20 protein-coding genes are annotated in these 19551 nt (G+C 72.9%); 7 read left to right on the top strand and 13 right to left on the bottom strand.

Going from position 1 to position 19551, the window contains the following annotated elements; all coding sequences use genetic code 11:
* Window positions 1–52: 52 nt before the first annotated feature.
* The 3 genes from CFW40_RS23715 to sigE form a co-directional block, all read right to left on the bottom strand.
* Window positions 53–2254 carry a trypsin-like peptidase domain-containing protein gene (locus CFW40_RS23715; RefSeq protein WP_088799778.1) on the bottom strand — a complete coding sequence of 734 codons (2202 nt, stop codon included), beginning with the start codon at window positions 2252–2254 and terminating at the stop codon, window positions 53–55.
* A gap of 123 nt (window positions 2255–2377) precedes the next feature.
* Complete coding sequence (locus CFW40_RS23710; RefSeq protein WP_088799777.1) at window positions 2378–3400, bottom strand: zf-HC2 domain-containing protein; 1023 nt, start codon at window positions 3398–3400, stop codon at window positions 2378–2380.
* Window positions 3397–4089, bottom strand: coding sequence for an RNA polymerase sigma factor SigE (sigE, locus tag CFW40_RS23705; protein WP_371127086.1), 693 nt, complete (start codon window positions 4087–4089; stop codon window positions 3397–3399). Before sigE ends, CFW40_RS23710 begins: the two co-directional genes overlap by 4 nt.
* Window positions 4090–4461: 372 nt before the next feature.
* Between sigE and CFW40_RS23700 the strand changes: the two genes are divergently transcribed.
* Complete coding sequence (locus CFW40_RS23700) at window positions 4462–5058, top strand: O-methyltransferase (RefSeq protein WP_371127182.1); 597 nt, start codon at window positions 4462–4464, stop codon at window positions 5056–5058.
* A 209-nt stretch (window positions 5059–5267) separates the two neighbouring features.
* Here CFW40_RS23700 and CFW40_RS23695 read toward each other — a convergent pair whose 3' ends face one another.
* Entirely contained in the window at window positions 5268–5435 is a 168-nt protein-coding gene (locus CFW40_RS23695) for a DUF3117 domain-containing protein (protein ID WP_006603288.1), read from the bottom strand.
* A 333-nt stretch (window positions 5436–5768) separates the two neighbouring features.
* Here CFW40_RS23695 and CFW40_RS23690 point away from each other — a divergent pair, with 333 nt between their 5' ends.
* Window positions 5769–6569, top strand: a complete 801-nt coding sequence (locus CFW40_RS23690; RefSeq protein WP_088799774.1) for an enoyl-CoA hydratase/isomerase family protein — start codon at window positions 5769–5771, stop codon at window positions 6567–6569.
* Between the two features lie 140 nt (window positions 6570–6709).
* Here the strand turns inward: CFW40_RS23690 and CFW40_RS23685 are convergent, their stop codons facing one another.
* A complete protein-coding gene (locus tag CFW40_RS23685) occupies window positions 6710–7318 on the bottom strand; it encodes a DNA-3-methyladenine glycosylase I (RefSeq protein WP_088799773.1) in 609 nt (202 codons plus the stop codon).
* Window positions 7315–7752 carry a DivIVA domain-containing protein gene (locus CFW40_RS23680; protein WP_256331315.1) on the bottom strand — a complete coding sequence of 146 codons (438 nt, stop codon included), beginning with the start codon at window positions 7750–7752 and terminating at the stop codon, window positions 7315–7317. Before CFW40_RS23680 ends, CFW40_RS23685 begins: the two co-directional genes overlap by 4 nt.
* Before the next feature lie 92 nt (window positions 7753–7844).
* Between CFW40_RS23680 and folP the strand changes: the two genes are divergently transcribed.
* Window positions 7845–8744, top strand: coding sequence for a dihydropteroate synthase (gene folP / locus CFW40_RS23675; protein WP_088799772.1), 900 nt, complete (start codon window positions 7845–7847; stop codon window positions 8742–8744).
* Between the two features lie 34 nt (window positions 8745–8778).
* Here folP and CFW40_RS23670 read toward each other — a convergent pair whose 3' ends face one another.
* Window positions 8779–9528, bottom strand: a complete 750-nt coding sequence (locus CFW40_RS23670) for a TIGR00730 family Rossman fold protein (RefSeq protein ID WP_088799771.1) — start codon at window positions 9526–9528, stop codon at window positions 8779–8781.
* 121 nt (window positions 9529–9649) lie between these two features.
* Window positions 9650–10741: a succinyl-diaminopimelate desuccinylase gene (gene dapE / locus CFW40_RS23665; RefSeq protein WP_088799770.1), complete on the bottom strand. Its 1092-nt coding sequence runs from the start codon at window positions 10739–10741 to the stop codon at window positions 9650–9652.
* Between the two features lie 40 nt (window positions 10742–10781).
* Between dapE and CFW40_RS23660 the strand changes: the two genes are divergently transcribed.
* Window positions 10782–11708 carry a heavy metal transporter gene (locus CFW40_RS23660; protein WP_176956399.1) on the top strand — a complete coding sequence of 309 codons (927 nt, stop codon included), beginning with the start codon at window positions 10782–10784 and terminating at the stop codon, window positions 11706–11708.
* Window positions 11709–12009: 301 nt separating this feature from the next.
* Complete coding sequence (locus CFW40_RS23655) at window positions 12010–12468, top strand: ATP-binding protein (protein WP_088799768.1); 459 nt, start codon at window positions 12010–12012, stop codon at window positions 12466–12468.
* 78 nt (window positions 12469–12546) lie between these two features.
* Here the strand turns inward: CFW40_RS23655 and dapC are convergent, their stop codons facing one another.
* Both dapC and fdxA read right to left on the bottom strand, forming a co-directional pair.
* Entirely contained in the window at window positions 12547–13680 is a 1134-nt protein-coding gene (gene dapC, locus CFW40_RS23650; protein ID WP_088799767.1) for a succinyldiaminopimelate transaminase, read from the bottom strand.
* Between the two features lie 182 nt (window positions 13681–13862).
* Window positions 13863–14183: a ferredoxin gene (fdxA, locus tag CFW40_RS23645; protein WP_030020287.1), complete on the bottom strand. Its 321-nt coding sequence runs from the start codon at window positions 14181–14183 to the stop codon at window positions 13863–13865.
* Window positions 14184–14323: 140 nt separating this feature from the next.
* On the opposite strand from fdxA, the gene CFW40_RS23640 reads away from it, so the two are divergent.
* The gene (locus CFW40_RS23640; protein WP_088799766.1) at window positions 14324–15439 is read left to right on the top strand and encodes a GNAT family N-acetyltransferase; all 1116 of its coding nucleotides are present in this window, start codon (window positions 14324–14326) and stop codon (window positions 15437–15439) included.
* 17 nt (window positions 15440–15456) lie between these two features.
* Window positions 15457–16341: a transglutaminase-like domain-containing protein gene (locus CFW40_RS23635; RefSeq protein ID WP_088799765.1), complete on the top strand. Its 885-nt coding sequence runs from the start codon at window positions 15457–15459 to the stop codon at window positions 16339–16341.
* Here CFW40_RS23635 and CFW40_RS23630 read toward each other — a convergent pair.
* From CFW40_RS23630 to CFW40_RS23620, 3 genes are all read right to left on the bottom strand, one after another.
* Entirely contained in the window at window positions 16308–17435 is a 1128-nt protein-coding gene (locus tag CFW40_RS23630) for a PP2C family protein-serine/threonine phosphatase (RefSeq protein ID WP_088799764.1), read from the bottom strand. The genes CFW40_RS23635 and CFW40_RS23630 overlap by 34 nt on opposite strands.
* A gap of 98 nt (window positions 17436–17533) precedes the next feature.
* Complete coding sequence (locus tag CFW40_RS23625) at window positions 17534–18139, bottom strand: response regulator transcription factor (protein WP_176960240.1); 606 nt, start codon at window positions 18137–18139, stop codon at window positions 17534–17536.
* A 163-nt stretch (window positions 18140–18302) separates the two neighbouring features.
* Window positions 18303–19547 (bottom strand): sensor histidine kinase, encoded by a 1245-nt coding sequence (locus tag CFW40_RS23620; RefSeq protein WP_088799763.1) that lies wholly within the window; start codon window positions 19545–19547, stop codon window positions 18303–18305.
* Between the last annotated feature and the right edge of the window lie 4 nt (window positions 19548–19551).

The following is a 19551-nucleotide window of genomic DNA, read 5'->3' as shown; positions in this document are numbered from 1 at the left end:
CCTGGCCCCGTACGTCGGGCGGGAGTCGCCCGTACCAACACCATGCAAACGATCAACCCGTGCTGGAGGAACCCAGGCTGAGCCGTACGGAGCGGTCCTTGCCGCCCCTCAGGAGGGTGAGCACCAGCGTGTCGCCGGGCCGGTGGCTGCGGATCTTGACGATCAGTTCCTCGCCGCTGTGCACCGGGGCACCGTCCACCTTGGTGATCACATCGCCGGCCTTGATCCCGGCCTTGGCGCCGGGGCCGTCCGGGATGACCGACGGCTTGCCGCTCTTGCTGTGCTCGCTGACCCGCGCCCCGTCGCCGGCGTACTCCATCTCCAGGGTCACGCCGATCACCGGATGGGTCGCCCGGCCGGTGTTGATCAGTTCCTCGGCCACCCGCTTGGCCTGGTTGATCGGTATGGCGAAGCCCAGCCCTATGCTGCCGCCCTGGGCGCCGCCGACCGAGCCGCTGCCGCTGTCGGCCGCCCGGATGGCGCTGTTGATGCCGATCACCCGGGCCTTGGCGTCCACCAGCGGGCCGCCGGAGTTACCGGGGTTGATGGGCGCATCGGTCTGCAGCGCGTCCACGTACGAGACATCGCTGCCGTCGCCCTTCTCGCCGCCCGCGGTGATCGGACGCTGCTTGGCGCTGATGATCCCCGAGGTGACGGTGTTGGCGAGGTCGAAGGGTGCGCCGATCGCCACCACCGGGTCACCGACCTGCACGGAGTCGGAGTTGCCGAGGGTGAGCGGACGCAGTCCCGTGACGCCCTCCACCTGGACGACGGCGAGGTCATAGCCGCCGTCCTGGCCGACGACCTTGGCCTTCGCCGTCTGGCCGCCGCTGAAGGTCACCGAGATCTCGCCACCGTTGCCGGCCGGCTGGACGACATGGTTGTTGGTGAGGATGTGGCCCTGGTGGTCGAGGACGAAGCCGGTGCCGGTGCCCTGCTCGGCGCTGCCCCGCACATGGATCGTGACGACGCCGGGCAGCGCGGTGTGCGCGATCCCGGCGACGCTGTCGGGCCTGCGGCCGCCCTCGTCATCGGCGGACTGCGGCAGCCGGATGTCGTTGATCCCGCCGTAGCGCTCGACATACGCGCCGATGCCGCCGCCGATGCCGCCCGCGAGCAGCGCCAGCGCCACCGCGCCGGCGATCAGCGGCCCGCGCCGACGGCGCCGGTCGTGCGGCGACGGGGCGAGGGGGCCGCCCTGCAGGGGCGCGCGCCACGGGTCGTAGTGCTGCCAGGCGCCGTGGGGGGCCGGGTGCCGGCCCTGTGCGGAGGACGGTCCGTGGTCGACAGGCAGGCCGGGGTAGGGCTGCGGCTGGGGGGCGTCGGGGTGCTGGGGGACGACGGGCTGTGCTGCCTCGGGCTGCTGTGCGTCGGCGCGGGGGGTGGCCTCCGGAGCGGAAGAGGGCTGCGGGGGCCCGGACTTCTGGAGTCCCGGGTGGGAGGCGCGCGGCTCGGCGGGCGGGGCACCGTACGGGGGCAGCGGCGCGGCGGCCGGCGGGAGGGTGGTGCCGTGCGCGGGGGTGGCCACCGGCCGCTGCACGGGCGGTGCGGGCGCCCACGGCCCGGGACCGCCGTACGGAGGGGTGCCGTACGGGTCCTCGGCGTGCAGCGGCTGCTGCCGCGGCGGTGTGGCGCTCGGGGTGCCGGATGCTGGAGTTCCGGAAGCGGGCGTCCCGGAAGCGGGCGTCCCGGAAGCAGGAGCGGGGGCTGTCGCCGTGGTCGTGGCCGTGGTCGTCGCCGTGGTCGTGGCCGCTTCGTCCGGGGTCTCGTCTGCCCGGGGCAGCGCCTCGTCCCGCGCGGCACCGGTCACCCGGCCGAGCGTCATGGTCGACGGGGCCGGTCGCGCACCGCTCGTACCGGCGCCCGGGGCCCCGGCCTCCTCCTCGCGCGTCCGGTCCGGGGCTGTCGTTCCGCGTGCCACCGTCAACTCATCTGCCGTGGCGTCCGCGTCGGGACTCCCGGCGCTCCCGGAAGGAGGCTCCGACGAGATGCCCGCCCCCGAGCCCTCGCGCGGCTCCGGCGGACGGACGATCCAGTCCTGTGCCCCCTGCGCCTCGGGGGTGCCGGCCGCGTCGGATGCGCCGGACGCTTCGGCCGCCGTGCCGTCCGCAGCGCCGCCCGTAGCGCCGCCCGCAGCGCCGTCGGCGGGCGGCACCGCCTGCGGACCGGCCCCGGCGGACGGTTCGGTGCGCGGGGTGTCTCCCGGGCGGCTCCACCACTTCAGCTTCGGCCCGGCGGCCTTACCGTCGTCCATGCTCTCCCCAGAATTCGCCCGCGGACCTGCGCGGGCCACCACCACCTCGCGGTACGCGCCCGGTCAGGGGTGCGCCGCCCACAGGGATTCAACCAGTTCCCCGCGGGGCTGCGCAGGAGACGGTCAGTGCTGGGCCGGGGTTGAGCCGGCGACGGAGGGGGCTGCCACGACCGCGGAACCGGTCAGCGGGCGCATGGGCTCCAGGGGTGGGAGCGCGGGCGGGTTCTTCCGCACAGCGGCGGCGCCGGTGCCGGCCACCAGGGGCGCGAGGTAAGACGCCGAGGCCGGACCCGTCGCGGCTATCAGGGGCGACAGGCCGAAGCGGCCGGCCTGGGCGGACGCCGGCGCCGGGGACTGCGGGGAGGGGGGTGCCGCGGTGGGGCCGTACAGGGTCATAGCGCTGGGGGCCGGGGCCATGGTCGGACCGCCGGACGGCTGCCAGGGACCGGACCGGGAATTCTTGGCGGGAAATTTCTCACCGCGCAGGAGAGCGCCGGTGTCGGCCGCCGGGCTGACGCTGAGCGGGGTGACGGCCGTGCCGCCGCCGTCGACGCGTCCGCCGGGCAGATCGACCGCCGCCTCCAGCGGGAGGGCGCCGCCCAGCGCGAAGGCCGCGAGGGAGACCGCACCGGCCGCCGCGAAGGCGAACCGGCGCCGCTGCGCGGGCCGGTAGCTCTCCTGCAACCGGAAGCCGCGCCCTCGGGGCTGCAAGGGGACCGCCGCCATGGCATGGCCGGAGTGACTGCCGGAGGGGACATAGCGGAACGCGTCACCGCCGCGGATGAACTCGCCACGGCGTGCGAACTCGCCACGTCCGAATCCGCCGCGTCCGAACTCACCGCGGCCGAAACTGCCGTTGCCGAGCCTGCTGCCGTTGCCGAGGCGGCTGCCGGGCCCTTCCGGGTCGCCGCCGGGCAGTTGCTGCAGTCGTGCCAGCAGCCCCTCGGAAGGACCGGGGGGTGCCGTCTCGGCGAATACGCTTTTCAGCCGACGCTGGGCGTCGGCTTCTGCCTTGCACCGTCCGCATGTCGCAAGATGCGCGAGCACCCGCTCGCGTGCGTCATGCCCCAACTCGCCGTCGACCAGGGCCGCGAGGCGGTCGCCGAGATGCTGCTCGGCGGGGGACGGACCGCCACTGCCGCTCACGCGATTCCGACCTCCCCCGTGGGCACCACGGCCAACGACCGCCGCTGCTCACGCTCTTCGGCACGAGTGGCCGGGGCGCGGTGCTTGAGGGCCTTGCGCAGGTGGGAGCGGCCCCGGTGGATCCGGCTGCGGACCGTGCCGAGCTTGACACCGAGCGTGGCGGCGATCTCCTCGTACGACAGACCCTCGATGTCACACAGGACGACGGCGGCCCGGAACTCGGGCGCAAGGGTGTCCAGCGCCTGCTGCACATCGGCGTCGAAATGGGTGTCGTTGAAGACCTGCTGGGGCGAGGGCTCGCGGCTGGGCAGCCGCTCGGCGGCGTCGTCACCGAGCGCGTCGAAGCGGATGCGCTGACGGCGGCGGACCATGTCCAGGAAGAGGTTGGTGGTGATCCGGTGCAGCCAGCCCTCGAAGGTGCCGGGGGTGTACGTCGACAGTGAGCGGAAGACGCGGACGAACACCTCCTGGGTGAGGTCCTCGGCGTCGTGTTGATTGCCGGTGAGGCGGTAGGCGAGGCGGTAGACCCGTGCACTGTGGGTGCTGACGATCTCCTCCCAGCTGGGCGGAGTCCACGCCTGCGCATCCGCGTCTGCGGCAAAGGTCGCGGTGGTTGCGGAGTCGGCGACGGGGGCCCCTCCCTTGGCCTTCGGGCCATGGAGGCGGGAACGGTCAGCAGTGTCTGTCACGGATTTCGGCTCGGCGAACGACCTTTTCAAGCGCCTCAGCACCCCTCGGTCACCCGCCGCAGCCGCACCTCCCCTGGTGGCTCTGGTGGTGTCCAGTAGAGCCCCTACCATATCCACCTCGCCCGTTAGCTCCGGATAAGCAGTTTTGACCTGCATTTGGTCCTGCTTCTGTTCATGATGCGTGTCTCGCGCGGTCTTCACCGGTGCATCCCCCCGTCATCCCCTTCCCGCCCTTAACGTCCGGTCCCATCTGCGGGTTCCCGGACGCAGCGGATACAGTCACGGTTGCGTCAACTACGGGGACAGGAGAGGGCCATTACCGGCAACCGTCAGACGAGCTTGGCTTTCGCCGAGGCGTACGGCGCCGGGACCATCGACGACAGCGCCGAGACCGCCCTGCGGTGGTCCCGCGACTGCGCGCGCGAAGCCGGCATCCGTACGGTGACGAGCGGCACCGGCGCGGCCCTCCGCCTGCTCGCGGCCGCCGTCGACGCCAAGGCGGTCGCGGAGATCGGCACCGGCACGGGCGTGTCGGGCATCTACCTCCTGCACGGCATGCGGCCCGACGGGGTGCTGACCACCGTGGATCTCGAACCGGAGCGGCAGGCCTTCGCCAAGCAGGCGTTCCGTGCGGCCGGCTTCGCCGGGAACCGCGCCCGCTTCATCCCGGGCCATGCGCTGGACGTCCTGCCCCGCCTCGCGGACGGCGGCTACGACCTCGTGTTCTGCGACGGCGACCTCATGGAGTGCCTGGAATACCTCGCTGAATCGTTGCGGCTGCTGCGCCCCGGCGGCCTGGTCTGCTTCGAGGGCGTCTTCGCCGACGGCCGGACGGTCGACTCGTCGCTGCAGCCCGCCGAAGTACTGCGGCTGCGGGAGCTGCTGCGGGCCATCCGGGAGAGCACCACGCTGGTGCCGGCCCTGCTGCCGGTCGGCGACGGCCTGCTGTGCGCGGTCAAGCGCGGCTGACCGGCCTCGGTCTCCCGGCCGCCACAGTCCGCAGGTCACAGGCCCGGCCTTTGGTCCCGGCCCTGACCCAGGCCCCGGCCCCGGCCCCGGGACATGCAAACGGCCCCGGCACATGGCGCGCCTTTGCGCGTGCCATGTGCCGGGGCCGGGGTAAGTCGGCTGGGGATACCGGGGTCAGCCCCGGGAAACCGCCGGTTGCGCCGCCCTTGTCAGACGGTGACCTTGTCCAGGGCCTCACCCAGGGCCTTGGCTTCGTCGGGGGTCAGCTCGACGACGAGCCGCCCGCCGCCTTCGAGCGGAACGCGCATGACGATGCCCCGCCCCTCCTTGGTCACCTCGAGCGGGCCGTCGCCCGTCCGCGGCTTCATGGCCGCCATGCTCGTTCCCCTTCCTGAAACCAGCTCAATCAAGCTCATCTCAGCCGACGGCCCGGATAGGCACGTGTCACCGGCATCGAACAGATTGCTTCCAGGCCATTATCCCGCATCGAACGACCCGATGACCAACATCGGGCCGCATCCCTTCGGCAACCCGCTCTCGCAAACCCCCTCAATTCGGTGAGGTGGCTGCAATACTTCTCCGCCCGCCGACCTCCGACGCGCCCGCAATCTTTGATGTACGTCACATGCCGAGGTCCGATGATCTCCGGCATCCTGAGCGCTGGCTGCCGCTGACGAGCAGTCCGAGCCGCGACGGAGGGGATTCCCACTATGGCCGACACCGTGCTCTATGACGTGACCGACGGGCTGGCGACGATCACGCTCAACCGCCCCGACGCGATGAACGCACTGAACATCGAGGCGAAGGTCCTGCTGCGGGACACCCTGAAGGAGGCCGCCGCCGATCCGGCCGTACGCGCCGTTCTGCTGACCGCCACCGGGCGCGCCTTCTGCGTCGGGCAGGACCTCAAGGAGCACATCGGGCTGCTGGCCGAGGACCGGGCCACCGGCTCCGGCGGCACCATGAACACCGTGCGTGAGCACTACAACCCCATCGTGACGGCGCTGACCGAGATGCCCAAGCCCGTGGTCGCGGGGGTCAACGGGGTCGCCGCGGGCGCCGGTGCGGGCTTCGCCATGGCCGCGGACTACCGCGTGGTCGCCGACACCGCGTCCTTCAACACCTCCTTCGCGGGCGTCGCGCTGACCGCCGACTCCGGGGTGTCCTGGACGCTGCCGCGGCTGATCGGCCACGGCCGGGCCGCCGATCTGCTGCTCTTCCCGCGCAACATCAGCGCCCAGGAGGCCTACGACCTGGGCATCGCCAACAAGGTGGTGCCGGCCGACGAGCTGGCCGCGACGGCCGCGGCCGTCGCCCGCCGGCTGGCCCAGGGGCCGACCGCCGCCTATGCCGCGATCAAGGAGTCGCTGGCCTACGGGGCGGGGCACTCGCTCGCCGAAACCCTCGGCAAGGAGGACGAGCTGCAGGGCCGGGCGGGGGCGTCGGAGGACCACGCGATCGCGGTCGAGGCGTTCGTGAAGAAGGAGAAGCCGGTCTTCCTGGGTCGCTGACCCGGCGTCGGTGACCGGGATTCGGCGACCCCGCGTCGGCGACCCGGTGCAGCCGGCCCGGCTCCCGGCGAGCCGGCCCCGCCGGTCCCGGCCGGCTCGCCAGCCGCTTCCGGCCGGCGGCCCGTGCCGTCCGGCCCGGGTCAGCCGGCCGCCGCCGCTTCCACGGCCCGGCGGACATGGCAGTCCGCCAGATGGTCGTTGACCAGGCCGCACGCCTGCATCATCGCGTAGGCGGTGGTCGGGCCGACGAAGCGGAAGCCGCGCTTCTTGAGGTCCTTGGCGAGCGCCGTCGACTCCGGTGTCACCGGCTGCAGATCGCTCACGGTCCGCGGCACCGGCCGGCCGGCCCGGTCGGGGGCGTAGGACCAGATCAGTTCATCGAGCTCGCCCGCGGCCAGCTCGGCGGCGATCCTGGCGTTGTCGATCGTCGCGGCGATCTTGGCGCGGTTGCGGATGATGCCCGGGTCGGCGAGCAACCGCTCGGCGTCCGCGTCCGTGAACCGCGCCACCTCGGCGATCCGGAAGCCGGCGAACGCGGCGCGGAAGCCGGGGCGGCGGCGCAGGATCGTGATCCAGGAGAGCCCGGACTGGAACGCCTCCAGGCTCATCCGCTCGAAAAGGGCGTCGTCGCCGTGGACCGGCAGGCCCCATTCGGTGTCGTGGTAGGCGCGGTAGTCGGCCATCTGCGCCGACTCCATCCCCCACGGGCAGCGCGGGATGCCGTCCGGTTCGGTCACCACGCCGCTCATGCCTTTGCCCCGCCTTCCGGTGCCGCCCCGCTGCCTTCGGGCGGCTGCCGGTCCTTCTCCGGGGCGAGCCGCTTCTCCTCCAACGGCCCGAGCAGGGGCGGGCCGTCCTGTATCAGCCCCGGGCCGCCCATGGCGGAGGCGTGCACACCGGCCAGCGCCGTCTCCAGCTCGGCGATCCGGGCATCGCGCTCGGCCAGCTCGGCGCCCAGGCGGTCCAGGACGTCGTCGACCTCGTTCATCCGGTATCCACGGACGGTCACCGGGAAGCGCACGGCTTCCACATCGGCGCGGGCCACCGGGCGGTCTTCCGGCAGCGGGTCGTACAGGCGGTCCGGCTCGGAATCCCGCAGCCCACCGCCGTCACCGCCGCCGACGACCACGAGGGTGACGGCTGCCACCACCACGACCATCGCGATCAGCAAGAACCAGAACACGACCAACTCCCCGGACTATGTGCCTGCACTGATCGTGCCATGCGGGTGTGACAGTTAGGGTCGCTCCCGGACCACGGAGAGGGAGTGCGGGAATGCTGCGGCTGGGGAATCGCGAGTTCGGGGCGCACGAGCCGGTGATCATGGCGATCGTCAACAGGACGCCGGACTCGTTCTACGACCAGGGCGCCACGTTCCGTGACGAACCCGCGCTGGCCCGCGTGGAACAGGCGGTGGCCGACGGTGCCGCGATCATCGACATCGGCGGCGTCAAGGCCGGCCCCGGCGAGGAGGTCAGCGCCGAGGAGGAGGCCCGCCGCACGGTCGGGTTCGTGGCCGAGGTCCGCAAGCGCTTCCCCGATGTGGTGATCAGCGTCGACACCTGGCGCCACGAGGTCGGCGAGGCGGTGTGCGAGGCCGGCGCGGATCTGCTCAACGACGCCTGGGGCGGGGTCGATCCGCGGCTCGCCGAGGTCGCGGCACGCTACGACGTGGGCCTCGTGTGCACGCACGCGGGCGGCGCCGAGCCGCGTACCCGCCCGCACCGGGTGACCTATGACGACGTGATGGACGACATCCTGCGGGTGACGCTCGGCCTCGCGGAGCGGGCCGTGGAGCTGGGTGTCCGGCGCGACGCGATCATGATCGATCCGGGGCACGACTTCGGGAAGAACACCCGGCACAGCCTGGAGGCGACCCGCCGGCTGGACGAGATGGCGCGGGCCGTTCCCCGGGAGCTCGGCTTCGCCGGGGCGGGGGATACGCCCTTCCCGGTGCTGGTCTCGCTGTCCAACAAGGACTTCGTCGGCGAGACCCTGGACCGGCCGGTCAAGGAACGGGTGCTCGGCACCCTGGCGACCACCGCCGTCTCGGCCTGGCTGGGCGCCCGGGTCTACCGGGTCCACGAGGTCGCCGAGACCCGGCAGGTGCTGGACATGGTGGCCTCGATCGCCGGCCACCGGCCCCCGGCGGTCGCCCGCCGGGGACTGGCCTGAGCAATCCGGGCCGGGCGGAATCGGCGAACCCGCCTCAGATCCCGACCTCCTTGGTCACCAGCGCGATCGCCTCGTCCACGTCGTCGCTGAGGTGGAAGAGCTCCAGGTCGTGCATCGAGGCCTTGCCCTCGGCGATGAGGGTGTCGCGCAGCCAGTCGACCAGTCCGCTCCAGTAGGACGTGCCGAACAGCACGATCGGGAAGCGGGTGACCTTACGGGTCTGGACGAGGGTGAGTGCTTCGAAGAGCTCGTCGAGGGTGCCGAGCCCGCCGGGGAGCACCACGAACCCGCGGGCATACTTCACAAAACACGTCTTGCGGACGAAGAAGTAGCGGAAGTCGACGCCGAGGTTCACATACTCGTTCATGCCCTGCTCGAAGGGCAGCTCGATGCCCAGTCCGACGGAGGTGCCACCGGCCTCGTTGGCGCCCTTGTTGACGGCCTCCATGGCGCCGGGGCCACCACCGGTGATCACCGCGAAACCGGCGTCGACCAGGGCCCGGCCGATCCGCACGCCTGCGTCGTACTCCTTGGAGTCACGCGGCGTACGGGCGGAGCCGAAGACGCTGACGGCCGGGCCCAGCTCGGCCAGCGCGCCGAAGCCCTCGACGAACTCCGACTGAATGCGCATCACGCGCCAGGGGTCGGTGTGCACCCACTCGGAGGGGCCTTCGGAGTCCAGCAGACGCTGGTCCGTGGTGCCGGCCCGCACCTGGTCCTGGCGGCGCAGTACGGGACCCAGCCGCTGCTCCTCGGGGACCGGTGCTCCCTCGGGACTGGCCATGTCGTGCTCCCTCCGCTGGCAGATCGTTTGCCGTTTCAGCGTAGATCCGCGGACGTGAAGCGCAGGGGAATTCGGTGCGGAGGCGTGCAGCCGGGCCGGTCCCGGGGCGGGCGCCGGGCGGTCAGGCGGTCAGCCAGTCGCGCAGCCGCTCCTCGCAGTGGAGGATGCGGTCGATTTCGACCCGTTCGTCCTTCTTGTGCGCCAGCAGCGAGTAGCCGGGGCCGTAGTTGACGGCCGGGACGCCCAGAGCGCTGAAGCGCGAGACATCGGTCCAGCCGAACTTGGGCATCGCACTGCCGCCGACGGACTCCATGAAGGCCCTGGCCGCCGGGTGGGACAGTCCGGGCAGCGCGCCCGGGGAGTGGTCGTCGACGACGAACTCGTCCACCGGGCAGTCGGCGAAGACCTCGCGCACATGGGCCAGCGCCTCCTCGGGGGTGCGGTCCGGCGCGTAGCGGAAGTTCACGGTGACCGTGCAGGCGTCGGGAATGACGTTGTTGGCGACGCCGCCCTCGACGCGTACGGCGTTGAGGCCTTCGCGGTATTCGAGGCCGTCGATGACCGGGCGGCGCGGCTCGTAGGCGGCGAGCTTCGCCAGGATCGGGGCGGCGGCGTGGATCGCGTTGTCGCCCATCCAGCTGCGTGCGGAGTGCGCGCGCTCACCGGTGGTGCGCAGCAGGACCCGCAGGGTGCCCTGGCAGCCGCCCTCCACCTGGCCGTCGGAGGGCTCCAGGAGGACGGCGAAGTCACCGGCGAGCCAGTCGGGGTGGGCGTCGGCGACATGGCCGAGCCCGTTGAGGTGCGCGGCGACCTCTTCCTGGTCGTAGAAGACGAAGGTCAGGTCGCGGTTGGGCGCCGGGACCGTGGCGGCCATCCGCAGCTGGACGGCGACGCCGGACTTCATGTCGCAGGTGCCGCAGCCCCACAGGACGCCGTTCTCGTCCAACCGGGAGGGGACGTTGTCGGCGATCGGCACGGTGTCGAGGTGCCCGGCGAGCACCACCCGCTCGTCGCGGCCCAGCTGGGTGCGGGCCACCACGTTGTTGCCGTGGCGGTCGACGGTCAGGTGCCCGAGGTCGCGCAGGGCGTGCTCGACGGCGTCGGCGAGGTCCTTCTCCTTGCCGCTCTCGGAAGGGAAGTCGACGAGCTGCGCGGTGAGCGCGGCGGCGTCGAGCGACAGGTCGAGGGCGGGGTGGTCTGTGCGGCGCTCCATGGAGCCGACCCTATCCGCAGCACTCCAGTACGGTAGGCGCGTGTCCGCGCAGCCCTCAGCCCCCGTCCGCCGCACCCGCCCGTGGCGTATCGCCTTGGCCGTCGCCGTGCTGATCGGACTGGCCTGCTATCTCGCGGTGCAGTACATCACCGGCGGCCCGGGGGCACCGCGCTGCACGGTGCGCGGCGCGGGCGACGCCGAGCCCTACGAGCTCTCCCCCGAGCAGGCCGCGAACGCCGCGACGATCGCGGCCGTGGCGTCCTCGCGCGGGCTGCCGGAGCGGGCGGTGACCATCGCGCTGGCGACCGCGATGCAGGAGTCGGGGCTGCGCAATATCGAATTCGGCGACCGGGATTCGGTCGGTCTCTTCCAGCAGCGGCCGTCGCAGGACTGGGGCACCGTGCAGAAGATCATGGATCCGGTCTACTCGGCCGGGGAGTTCTACCGGCATCTGGAGAATGTGCCCGGCTACTCCCGGCTGCCGCTGACCGTCGCCGCACAGAAGGTGCAGCACAGCGGCTATCCGCAGGCCTACGCCAAACACGAGGCGAACGCCGCGCAGCTGACCGGGGCACTCACCGGCCGCGACGAGGGTGCGATGACCTGCACCGAGAGCCGCCCGGTGGACAGCACAGCGGGCGGCGCGGCGAAGGTGCGGGAGAAGCTGCTGCGGGAGTTCGGCCCCCGGGTGCTGCCGCGGGCGGGCGCCGGCGGCAGCACCGCGGGCGACGGGCGCGGGGTGACGATACCGGTGCGGGCGGCCGGTGCGATGGCCGTGGGCGATACCCCGCGGCGCGGCTGGGAGCTGGCGACGTGGGCGATGGCGCACTCCGCCGAGCTGCACATCGAACAGATCTCTTACGCCGGCCGGACGTGGACCGCGGCCGATTCAGGGAAGGGCTGGCAGCAGAAGCCGGCCGTTTCCGCGGCGGCCGCGCGCGACGTTCGTATCATCACCGGGCAATAGTTTGCCGGGTCCCCCGGGAGGGTCACGGGCAGCAATGCGCTGATTTCACAAGGGAGTTGGCCCAGCGCTTTCGCGCGCCCCGCCAATTCCCTTGCACGCAAAGGGCCGTGACGTTTCCGCAGCCCCTCGCGTCCGGCACATATTGCCCTTCTTTATCCAGGCCCGATTATGTGACGCGTTACCAACTCTTTACCGGAGTTCACCGCAACCTTCGGGGGTCTGACGCGGTAGTCAGTGCGTCCGCCAGGCGGATATGGCACATCTGTCAGAAGTACGAGTCCTTCTCCGTAAAAGGAGCACCATGTCCCATCCCGTTACGCGTCGGATCGCCCGAGCCGCCCTGCTCGTTGCAGCGGGTGCCGCTCCCGTGGTCGCTGCGGCCGGCTCCGCGAGCGCCGCGGATCTGCCCGCCAAGACACTCGGCGGGCTGACGGCGCCCCTGGACTCCCAGAACACCAGCCGGACCCTGGACCACACCGCGCGCCACGGCGTCGGCCTGGTGAACGAGGCCGGTAACAAGGCGGCGACGAAGCTCGCCCCGGCGCTCGTGGAGACCGCCGGCCCGGTCGTGAAGAAGGCCATGCCGGTCACCCAGGGTGCCGCCGACAAGGCGGAGGGCATGGTCCGCCCGATCGCCAAGCACGGCGTCTCGACCAACACGCTGCCGCTCGAGGTGGCCAAGGGCCTGCTCGGGTCGTCCAAGGGCCTGCTCGCCCCGGCTCAGGGCCTGCTCGGCGGCCTTCCGCTCGGCGGCCGCTGACCGGTCCGTCCGCCCACAGCCGCGCAGGGGCCCGGGGAGTTCGCTCTCCCCGGGCCCCTGCCCGTGGTCAGACGCGGCTCAACCGGCCAGCCGGCGCACCGCGGCGGCCACCCGCTCGTCGGTGGCGGTGAAGGCGATCCGTACGAACCGCTCCCCCGCCACTCCGTAGAAGTCGCCGGGGGCGACGAGGATGCCGCGCTTGGCGAGGTCGCCGACGGTGTCCCAGCAGGACTCGTCGCGGGTCGCCCAGAGGTAGAGCGAGGCCTCGCTGTGCTCGATGCGGAAGCCCGCGGCCTCGAAGGCGCCGCGCAGTGCGGTACGGCGGCGGGCGTAGCGCTCGCGCTGCTCGGCGACATGGGCGGTGTCGCCCAGCGCCGCGACGGTGGCGGCCTGCACCGGCGCCGCGATCATCATGCCGCCGTGCTTGCGGATCTGCAGCAGGTCGCCGAGGACCGCGGCATCGCCGATGAGGAAGGCGGAGCGGTAGCCGGCGAGGTTGGAGCGCTTGGAGAGGGAGTGGACGGCGACGAGGCCGTCGTGGGAGCCGCCGCAGACGTCCGGGTGCAGCACGGAGACCGGGTCGGCCTCCCAGCCCAGCTCCAGGTAGCACTCGTCGCTGACGACCAGCACCCCGTGCTCGCGCGCCCAGGCGACGGCGCGGCGCAGCTCGTCGGCGCCGAGCACCCGGCCGGTCGGGTTGGACGGCGAGTTCAGCCAGAGCAGCTTCAGACCGCTGGGGTCCAGCTCCCAGGGCTCGTCGTAGACGACCGGCTCGGCGCCGGCCAGACGGGCGCCGACCTCGTACGTCGGGTAGGCCAGGCGCGGGTAGGCGACCTTGTCGCCGGGGCCCAGGCCCAGCTGGGTCGGCAGCCAGGCCACCAGTTCCTTGGAGCCGACGACCGGCAGCACGTTGGTGTGCTCCAGCCCCCGGGCGCCGAGGCGGTCGGCCGCCCAGCCGGTGAGCGCGTCACGCAGCGCGGCCGTCCCCCACACCGTCGGATAGCCGGGGCTGTCGGCCGCCGCGGTCAGTGCCTGCTGGACCAGCGCGGGGACCGGGTCGACCGGGGTGCCGACGGACAGGTCGACGATGCCCTCGGCGTGGGCGGCGGCGGTGGCCTTGTAGGGCTCCAGCCGGTCCCAGGGGAAGTCCGGAAGACGGTCGCGGAGCGACGCCCGGGGGGAGACGGGCTGGGGGGACGGTGCTGCGCCCACGGTGCTCTCTTTCTCAGTGGTGCCGGAACCCGGCGCACAACGCGCCGGTCCCGTACGGCGGGCTGGCCGTACGGGACCGGGTGGCGCCGTGCGACCTCTCCCGGCTCACACCGGGAGGTGCCCCCGACGACATCGGAGGCGAGAGGGAGCGGGCGGGCTGCTCCCCCTTGGGCCTCGCGTCGTTACTGGTTCTGCGGCGGAAGGGCCGCGATGAAGGAGTGGTCGCGCTCGATCAGGCCGAGCTTGCTGGCGCCACCCGGCGAGCCGAGCTCGTCGAAGAACTCCACATTCGCCTTGTAGTAGTCCTTCCACTCCTCCGGGGTGTCGTCCTCGTAGAAGATCGCCTCGACCGGGCAGACCGGCTCACAGGCACCACAGTCGACGCATTCGTCCGGGTGGATGTACAAGGACCGCTTGCCCTCGTAGATGCAGTCGACCGGGCACTCCTCGATGCACGCCTTGTCCTTGACGTCGACACAAGGCTGCGCGATGACGTAGGTCACGCTGTCGTTCCTCCTCGGTAGGGCCGGCGGACCGATTGGCAGTACCGCCGCTGGGCGCGCGGGAGCGCGGCGTCGTCGATGCCCGCCATCTAGTATCTCCGTTCCCGGGCGCGAGACGAACAAGAGGGGCGGTTTGAGCGATGGAATTCCTGGCCGGCGGCCACGCGGAAGTCCGCATCACCCGTGCTGACGTGGGCAAAAGGGTATCCGTCCGGCGCTTGACCGGGGGCGGAGCGGGGGAGCCGGCGTTCACGGACGCGGTCGGGGTTCTCACATCCTGGGATGAAGGTGTGCTGAGCATCACACGACGCAACGGTGAATGCGTCAGGATCGAGGAGTCCTCGCTGGTGGCGGCCAAGGTCGTGCCCGCCCGCCGGCCGGCCGCCGGCCCGCAAGGATCTTCGGATCCCTCCTCGACGGCACCGGCCCGCCGCCGGGGCCCGTCGGCCACCGCGCTGGAGCTCCAGCGGATCGCCGCCCGCGGCTGGCCCGCCGCGGAGACGGAACCGCTCGGGGAGTGGACGCTGCGGGCCTCCGGGGGTTTCACCCGCCGCGCCAACTCCGTCCTGCCGCTCGGTGACCCGGGCGTCCCCCTGGACACGGCGCTGGAGCGGATCGGCCAGTGGTATGACGCGCGCGGGCTGCCGGCGGTGATCACGGTCGCCACCGGGCGGGCCGGCACCGACGAGGAGCTGGCCGCGGCGCTGGCGGAGCGCGGCTGGGCCGCTGAGCGGCACACCCGGGTCCGGATCGCGGCGCTGGCACCGCTCGCCGACCTCGACACGGGCGCCACGGACACTCCCCGTGGCTCTGCGGGGGCCGCCCCCGCCCGCGTCGTCCTGTCCCGGGAACCGGACGCGGACTGGCTGGCGCTGTACAACCGGACCGGTGAGGGCGGCCCGACCGGCGAGGCCGCGCGGGACGCCCTGAAGGTGCTGACCGGCGGGCCCTCGGTGTGGTTCGCGACGGTGCACGACGCGGACGGCCGGGCGGCGGCGATCGGGCGCCTGGTCGTCGACGGGCGCTGGGCGGGGTTCGCGGCGGTCGAGGTGGCACCGGCCGCCCGGCGCCGGGGGCTGGCCACCCGGGTGATGGCGGCGCTCGCCGAGCGGGCCCTCACGGAGGGCGCCTCGGCCGCGTATCTGCAGGTCGAGGCGGACAACACGGACGCGCTCGCGTTCTACGACCGGCTCGGCTTCACCGACCACCACGGCTACCACTACCGGCGGGCCCTGCCGGGCGGCGGCCGGCACTGAACGGGGAGCCCTCTGCCATGCCCCACGCACCCGGAGCCGGCCCCGGGCCGGAACCCGAGCCGGAGCCGGACGGCGGCCGCGCCGCACGGCGGCGGCAGTTCGCCGACGCCGCGCGGGCCGAGCGGCCCGATCTGGCGGTGCTGTGCCTGCTGATCGGCGCCGAGGCCGACCCCGCGCTGGACGAGGCGGGTTATGACGCGGCCCAGATCGAGCTGGACCGGCTGGCCGGGCTCCTGCCGTACTCCCCGGCCGGCGGCCCGGGTGCCTGGGCCCGCAACCTCGCCGAGCTGCTGGGCACCCGCTGCGGCTTCGGCGGCTCCCCCGCCGACTACCGGCGGCTGGAGTCCTCGCTGCTGCACGAGGTGCTGCGGCGGCGCCGGGGCCTGCCGATCCTGCTGTCGGTGGTGTGGATGGAGGTGGCGCGGCGGGCCGGCGCACCTGTCTACGGGGTGGCCCTGCCGGGGCACTTCGTCGTCGGCTTCGGTGATCCGGCCGGTGCGCACGTCCTGGCCGATCCGTTCGCGGGCGGGCGGCTGCTCACCGAGGAGGACGCGGGGCTGCTGGTCGCCGGCGCGACCGGTGAGCCGCTGAGCGCGCGAATGATGACGCCCGCCGGTCCGCTGGACATCGTGCTGCGGGTGCTCAACAACATCCGGGCCTGGGCGCAGGCGCGCCCGGAGCACAGCGCGGTGCAGCTCTGGGCGCTGGAGCTGTCGCTGCTGCTGCCGAGCCATCCGGCGCGGCTGCGCCTGGAGCGCGCCCACCTGCTCGTCCAGCGCGGGGAGTTTTTTGCCGGAGCGGCCGAGCTGGAGGAGTACGCCCGGGTGGTGGAGGCCGTCGACCCGGCCGGCGCGAAGGCGATACGGCGTCAAGCTGCCGCGGCGCGCGCCATGCTCAACTGAGTGGCGGCGGGGCTGCGGCGGACCACCAGCGCGGTCGCGTCGTCCTTGAGCTCGCCGTCGGTGAAGCTCTCCAGGTCGGCGCGGAGGGTTTGGGCCAGCTCGGCGGGGGTGAGATCAATCCAGCCGGCCAGCCGCTCGGCCAGGGGGTAGAACTCGCCGTCCTCGCCGCGCGCCTCGGTCACCCCGTCCGTGCACAGCACCACCCAGTCGTCGGGTTCCGGGTGGACACGTACGCTGCGGCGCGGCTCGCCACCGAGCGCGCCCAGGCCCAGCGGCAGCCCGCCCTCACCGTCCCGGCGCTCCTGGACCTCGCCGTGGCGCAGCACGTAGTACGGGATGTGGCCGCAGGAGAGTACCCGGCCCTGCAGTGGGCCGGATCCGGCGCGGAACTCCATCAGCAGCGCCGTGACGAAGCGCTCGTCGGCGCCCTGCTCGACCGAGCGGGTGTTGTGGCGGGCCAGCGCCTGCTCCATGCGCTCGGCCACCTCCTCCAGCGAGTCCACATGCTGGGCGGCCTCCCGGAACGAGGCCAGCACCTCCAGGCCCGCCCCGATCGCCGGCATGCCCTTGCCCTGCACATCGCCGATCATCAGCCGCAGCCCGTGCGGGGTCTCGATGGCCTCGTAGATGTCGCCGCCGACCCTGGCCCCCTCCTGGGCGGAGACGTAGAAGCCGTACGCCTCGACCGGTCCGGCGGTGAGCGGCAGTTCGCGCAGCATCGCCCGCTGGACGGTGTCCGCCACCAGCCTGGTGCGTGCGTGCAGCGCCTCGCGCTGTACGCGGGTCCGGCACAGCACCAAGGAGAAGGCCGCCACCAGGCACGCACCGAAGATGCCGACGATCCGGTTGACGGGGCCCCAATCGACCACCATGAAGAGGTCGACGTAGATCAGACACGCCACGTAGACGGCCGCCACCAGGAGCGTCTGCCGGAGCGAGCAGCGCAGCGCGGCATACAGCGGTGCGATGCCCAGGAAGGACGACTCGTGCAGCTCCGGTTGGGAGACCGAGTCCAGGACCGTGACACCGAGGATCACGGCGATCAGCAGCACCACGGTGCCACGACCGCGCTCCACGGCTCGGTAGGCAGGCATAACACTTCCAGCCTGCGCGAGAGGGCCGCGCACCGCACGGGGGCGAAAGTCCCGGGGCGAGCGCGTGGCGCCCGGCGTCCGGTGGCCCGGCCTCCCCCCTACAGCCAGCCCTTGTCGCGGGCCGTCACGACCGCCTCCGCGCGGTTGCGGGCGCCGGTCTTCTGGATGGCCGTGGAGAGGTAGTTGCGGACCGTTCCCTGGGACAGGTGCAGGGCGTCGGCGATCTCGGCGTTGGTGGAGCCGTCGGCGGCGGTCCGCAGCACCTCCCGCTCGCGCTCGGTCAGCGGGCTGGCGCCGTCGGCGAGCGCGGCCGCGGCCAGCACCGGGTCGATGACGCGCTCGCCGCGCAGTACGCGCCGTACCGCCTCCGCGAGCCGGGCCGCCGGGGCGTCCTTGACCAGAAAGGCATCGGCGCCGCACTCCATCGCACGGCGCAGATATCCGGGGCGGCCGAAGGTGGTGAGGATGACGACCTTCACGCCGGGCAGCTCATCACGCAGCGCGGCCGCGGCGTCCAGTCCGCTGATGCCGGGCATCTCGATGTCCAGGAGCGCGACGTCGACGGCGTGGGCGCGCGCCGCCGCAAGCACCTCGTCCCCGCGCGCCGCCTGCGCCACGACCTCCAGATCGTCCTCCAGCGACAGCAGCGCGGCCAGCGCCTCCCGGACCATCGACTGGTCCTCCGCCAACAGCAGTCTGATCATGCGGGTCAGCCTAAGCCGTACGGGGGGTGGGAGAGGTGGGCCTGTGGATTCATGGGCCGGTGCGTGCGGTGCGCGTACGCGTGCAGTGCGCCTGCGCGTCCGTGGGCCCGTGCACCCGGCCTCCGGCCCCCACGGCCCCGTGGCCGACGACCGGGCCACGCGCCTACGCCGGGCCGGTGGCGGGCTCGGGGGATATCTCCGGGGCGGGGGCCGCGGCACTCCTCGGGGCCGGGGCCAGGGGTACGTAGGCCCGGAGGGCGAAGCCGCGGCCGCGCGGGGCGGGGCCGGTTTCCAGGCGGCCTTCGGCCATGGCGAGGCGTTCGCGCAGGCCGCTCAGGCCGTTGCCGTCGTGCTGAGTGCGCGGCGGGCCGGCGCCGTCGTCGATCACCGTCAGGCACAGGCAGCAGCGCTCGTCGGCCTCCCACTCCTCGGCGAGCAGCAGCTCGCAGCGGTGGGCGCCGCTGTGCCGTACGACGTTGGTCACGGCCTCCCTCAGCGCCCAGGCCAGCGCGCTCTCCGCGTCGGTGGCGAGCCCGCGGTATTCGCCCTCCAGCGCGGGGTCGGCGGTGACCTGCACCCCTGCCGTGCGCAGCGCGGTCCGCGCCCCGGCGAGTTCGACGGCGAGCCGCGGTCGGCGATAGCCGGTGACCGCCTCCCGCACATCGACCAGCGCCTGCCTGCTGACCTGCTCGATGTCGGCGATCTGCCGGGCGGCGTCGGACGGCCGGCCGGGCAGCATCCGGCCGGCCAGCTCGCTCTTGAGCGTGATCAGCGAGAGGGAGTGGCCGAGGAGGTCGTGCAGATCGCGGGCGAGGCGCAGCCGCTCGTCGTTGGCGGCGAGGCGGGCGACCTCCTGGCGGGCGGCGCGCAGCTCCGCGGTCGTATGGATCAGATGCTGCACCCCGACCATCATGAAGCCGACGCCCAGCGCGGGCAGGCCATAGGCGAAGAGGTAGTAGCCGCGGATCTCCGGATAGCGCACCCCGACGGCGAGCAGCACCACGGTCACCAGGGGAATGGCCCAGCGGGACTCCCGCCAGGGCAGCACCACGGCGCAGGCCACGCTGGTGAAGATGAACAGCACCAGCCAGGAGAAGCCCAGCGTCCACGAGAGCGCGGTGGACAGCGCCAGCATCAGGGCCGGCGCGCCGTACTGCAGCAGGCCGGTCGTCTTCCGCCACATGTGCCGGAAGACCAGCAGCACGTAGGAGACCACGAAGAGGGTGAGCCCCAGGCCGCCCCAGATCCGCTCGGCGGTGGGGACACCGGCCTGCAGCAGCCCGCCCACCGGCCCGGCCAGATACAGCAGCCAGACGCCGACCCACATCGTCTTGGCGACCGCCTGGCGGCGGTTGCGGGGCTCCTGCCCGATCCTTATGGGACCGTCGGCCCAGGGCTCGCTCTCCATCTGC

The sequence above is a fragment of the Streptomyces sp. 2114.4 genome, assembly GCF_900187385.1.
In the GTDB taxonomy this organism is placed as follows: Bacteria; Actinomycetota; Actinomycetes; order Streptomycetales; family Streptomycetaceae; genus Streptomyces; species Streptomyces mooreae.
This window is presented reverse-complemented; position numbering and strand designations above follow the sequence as displayed.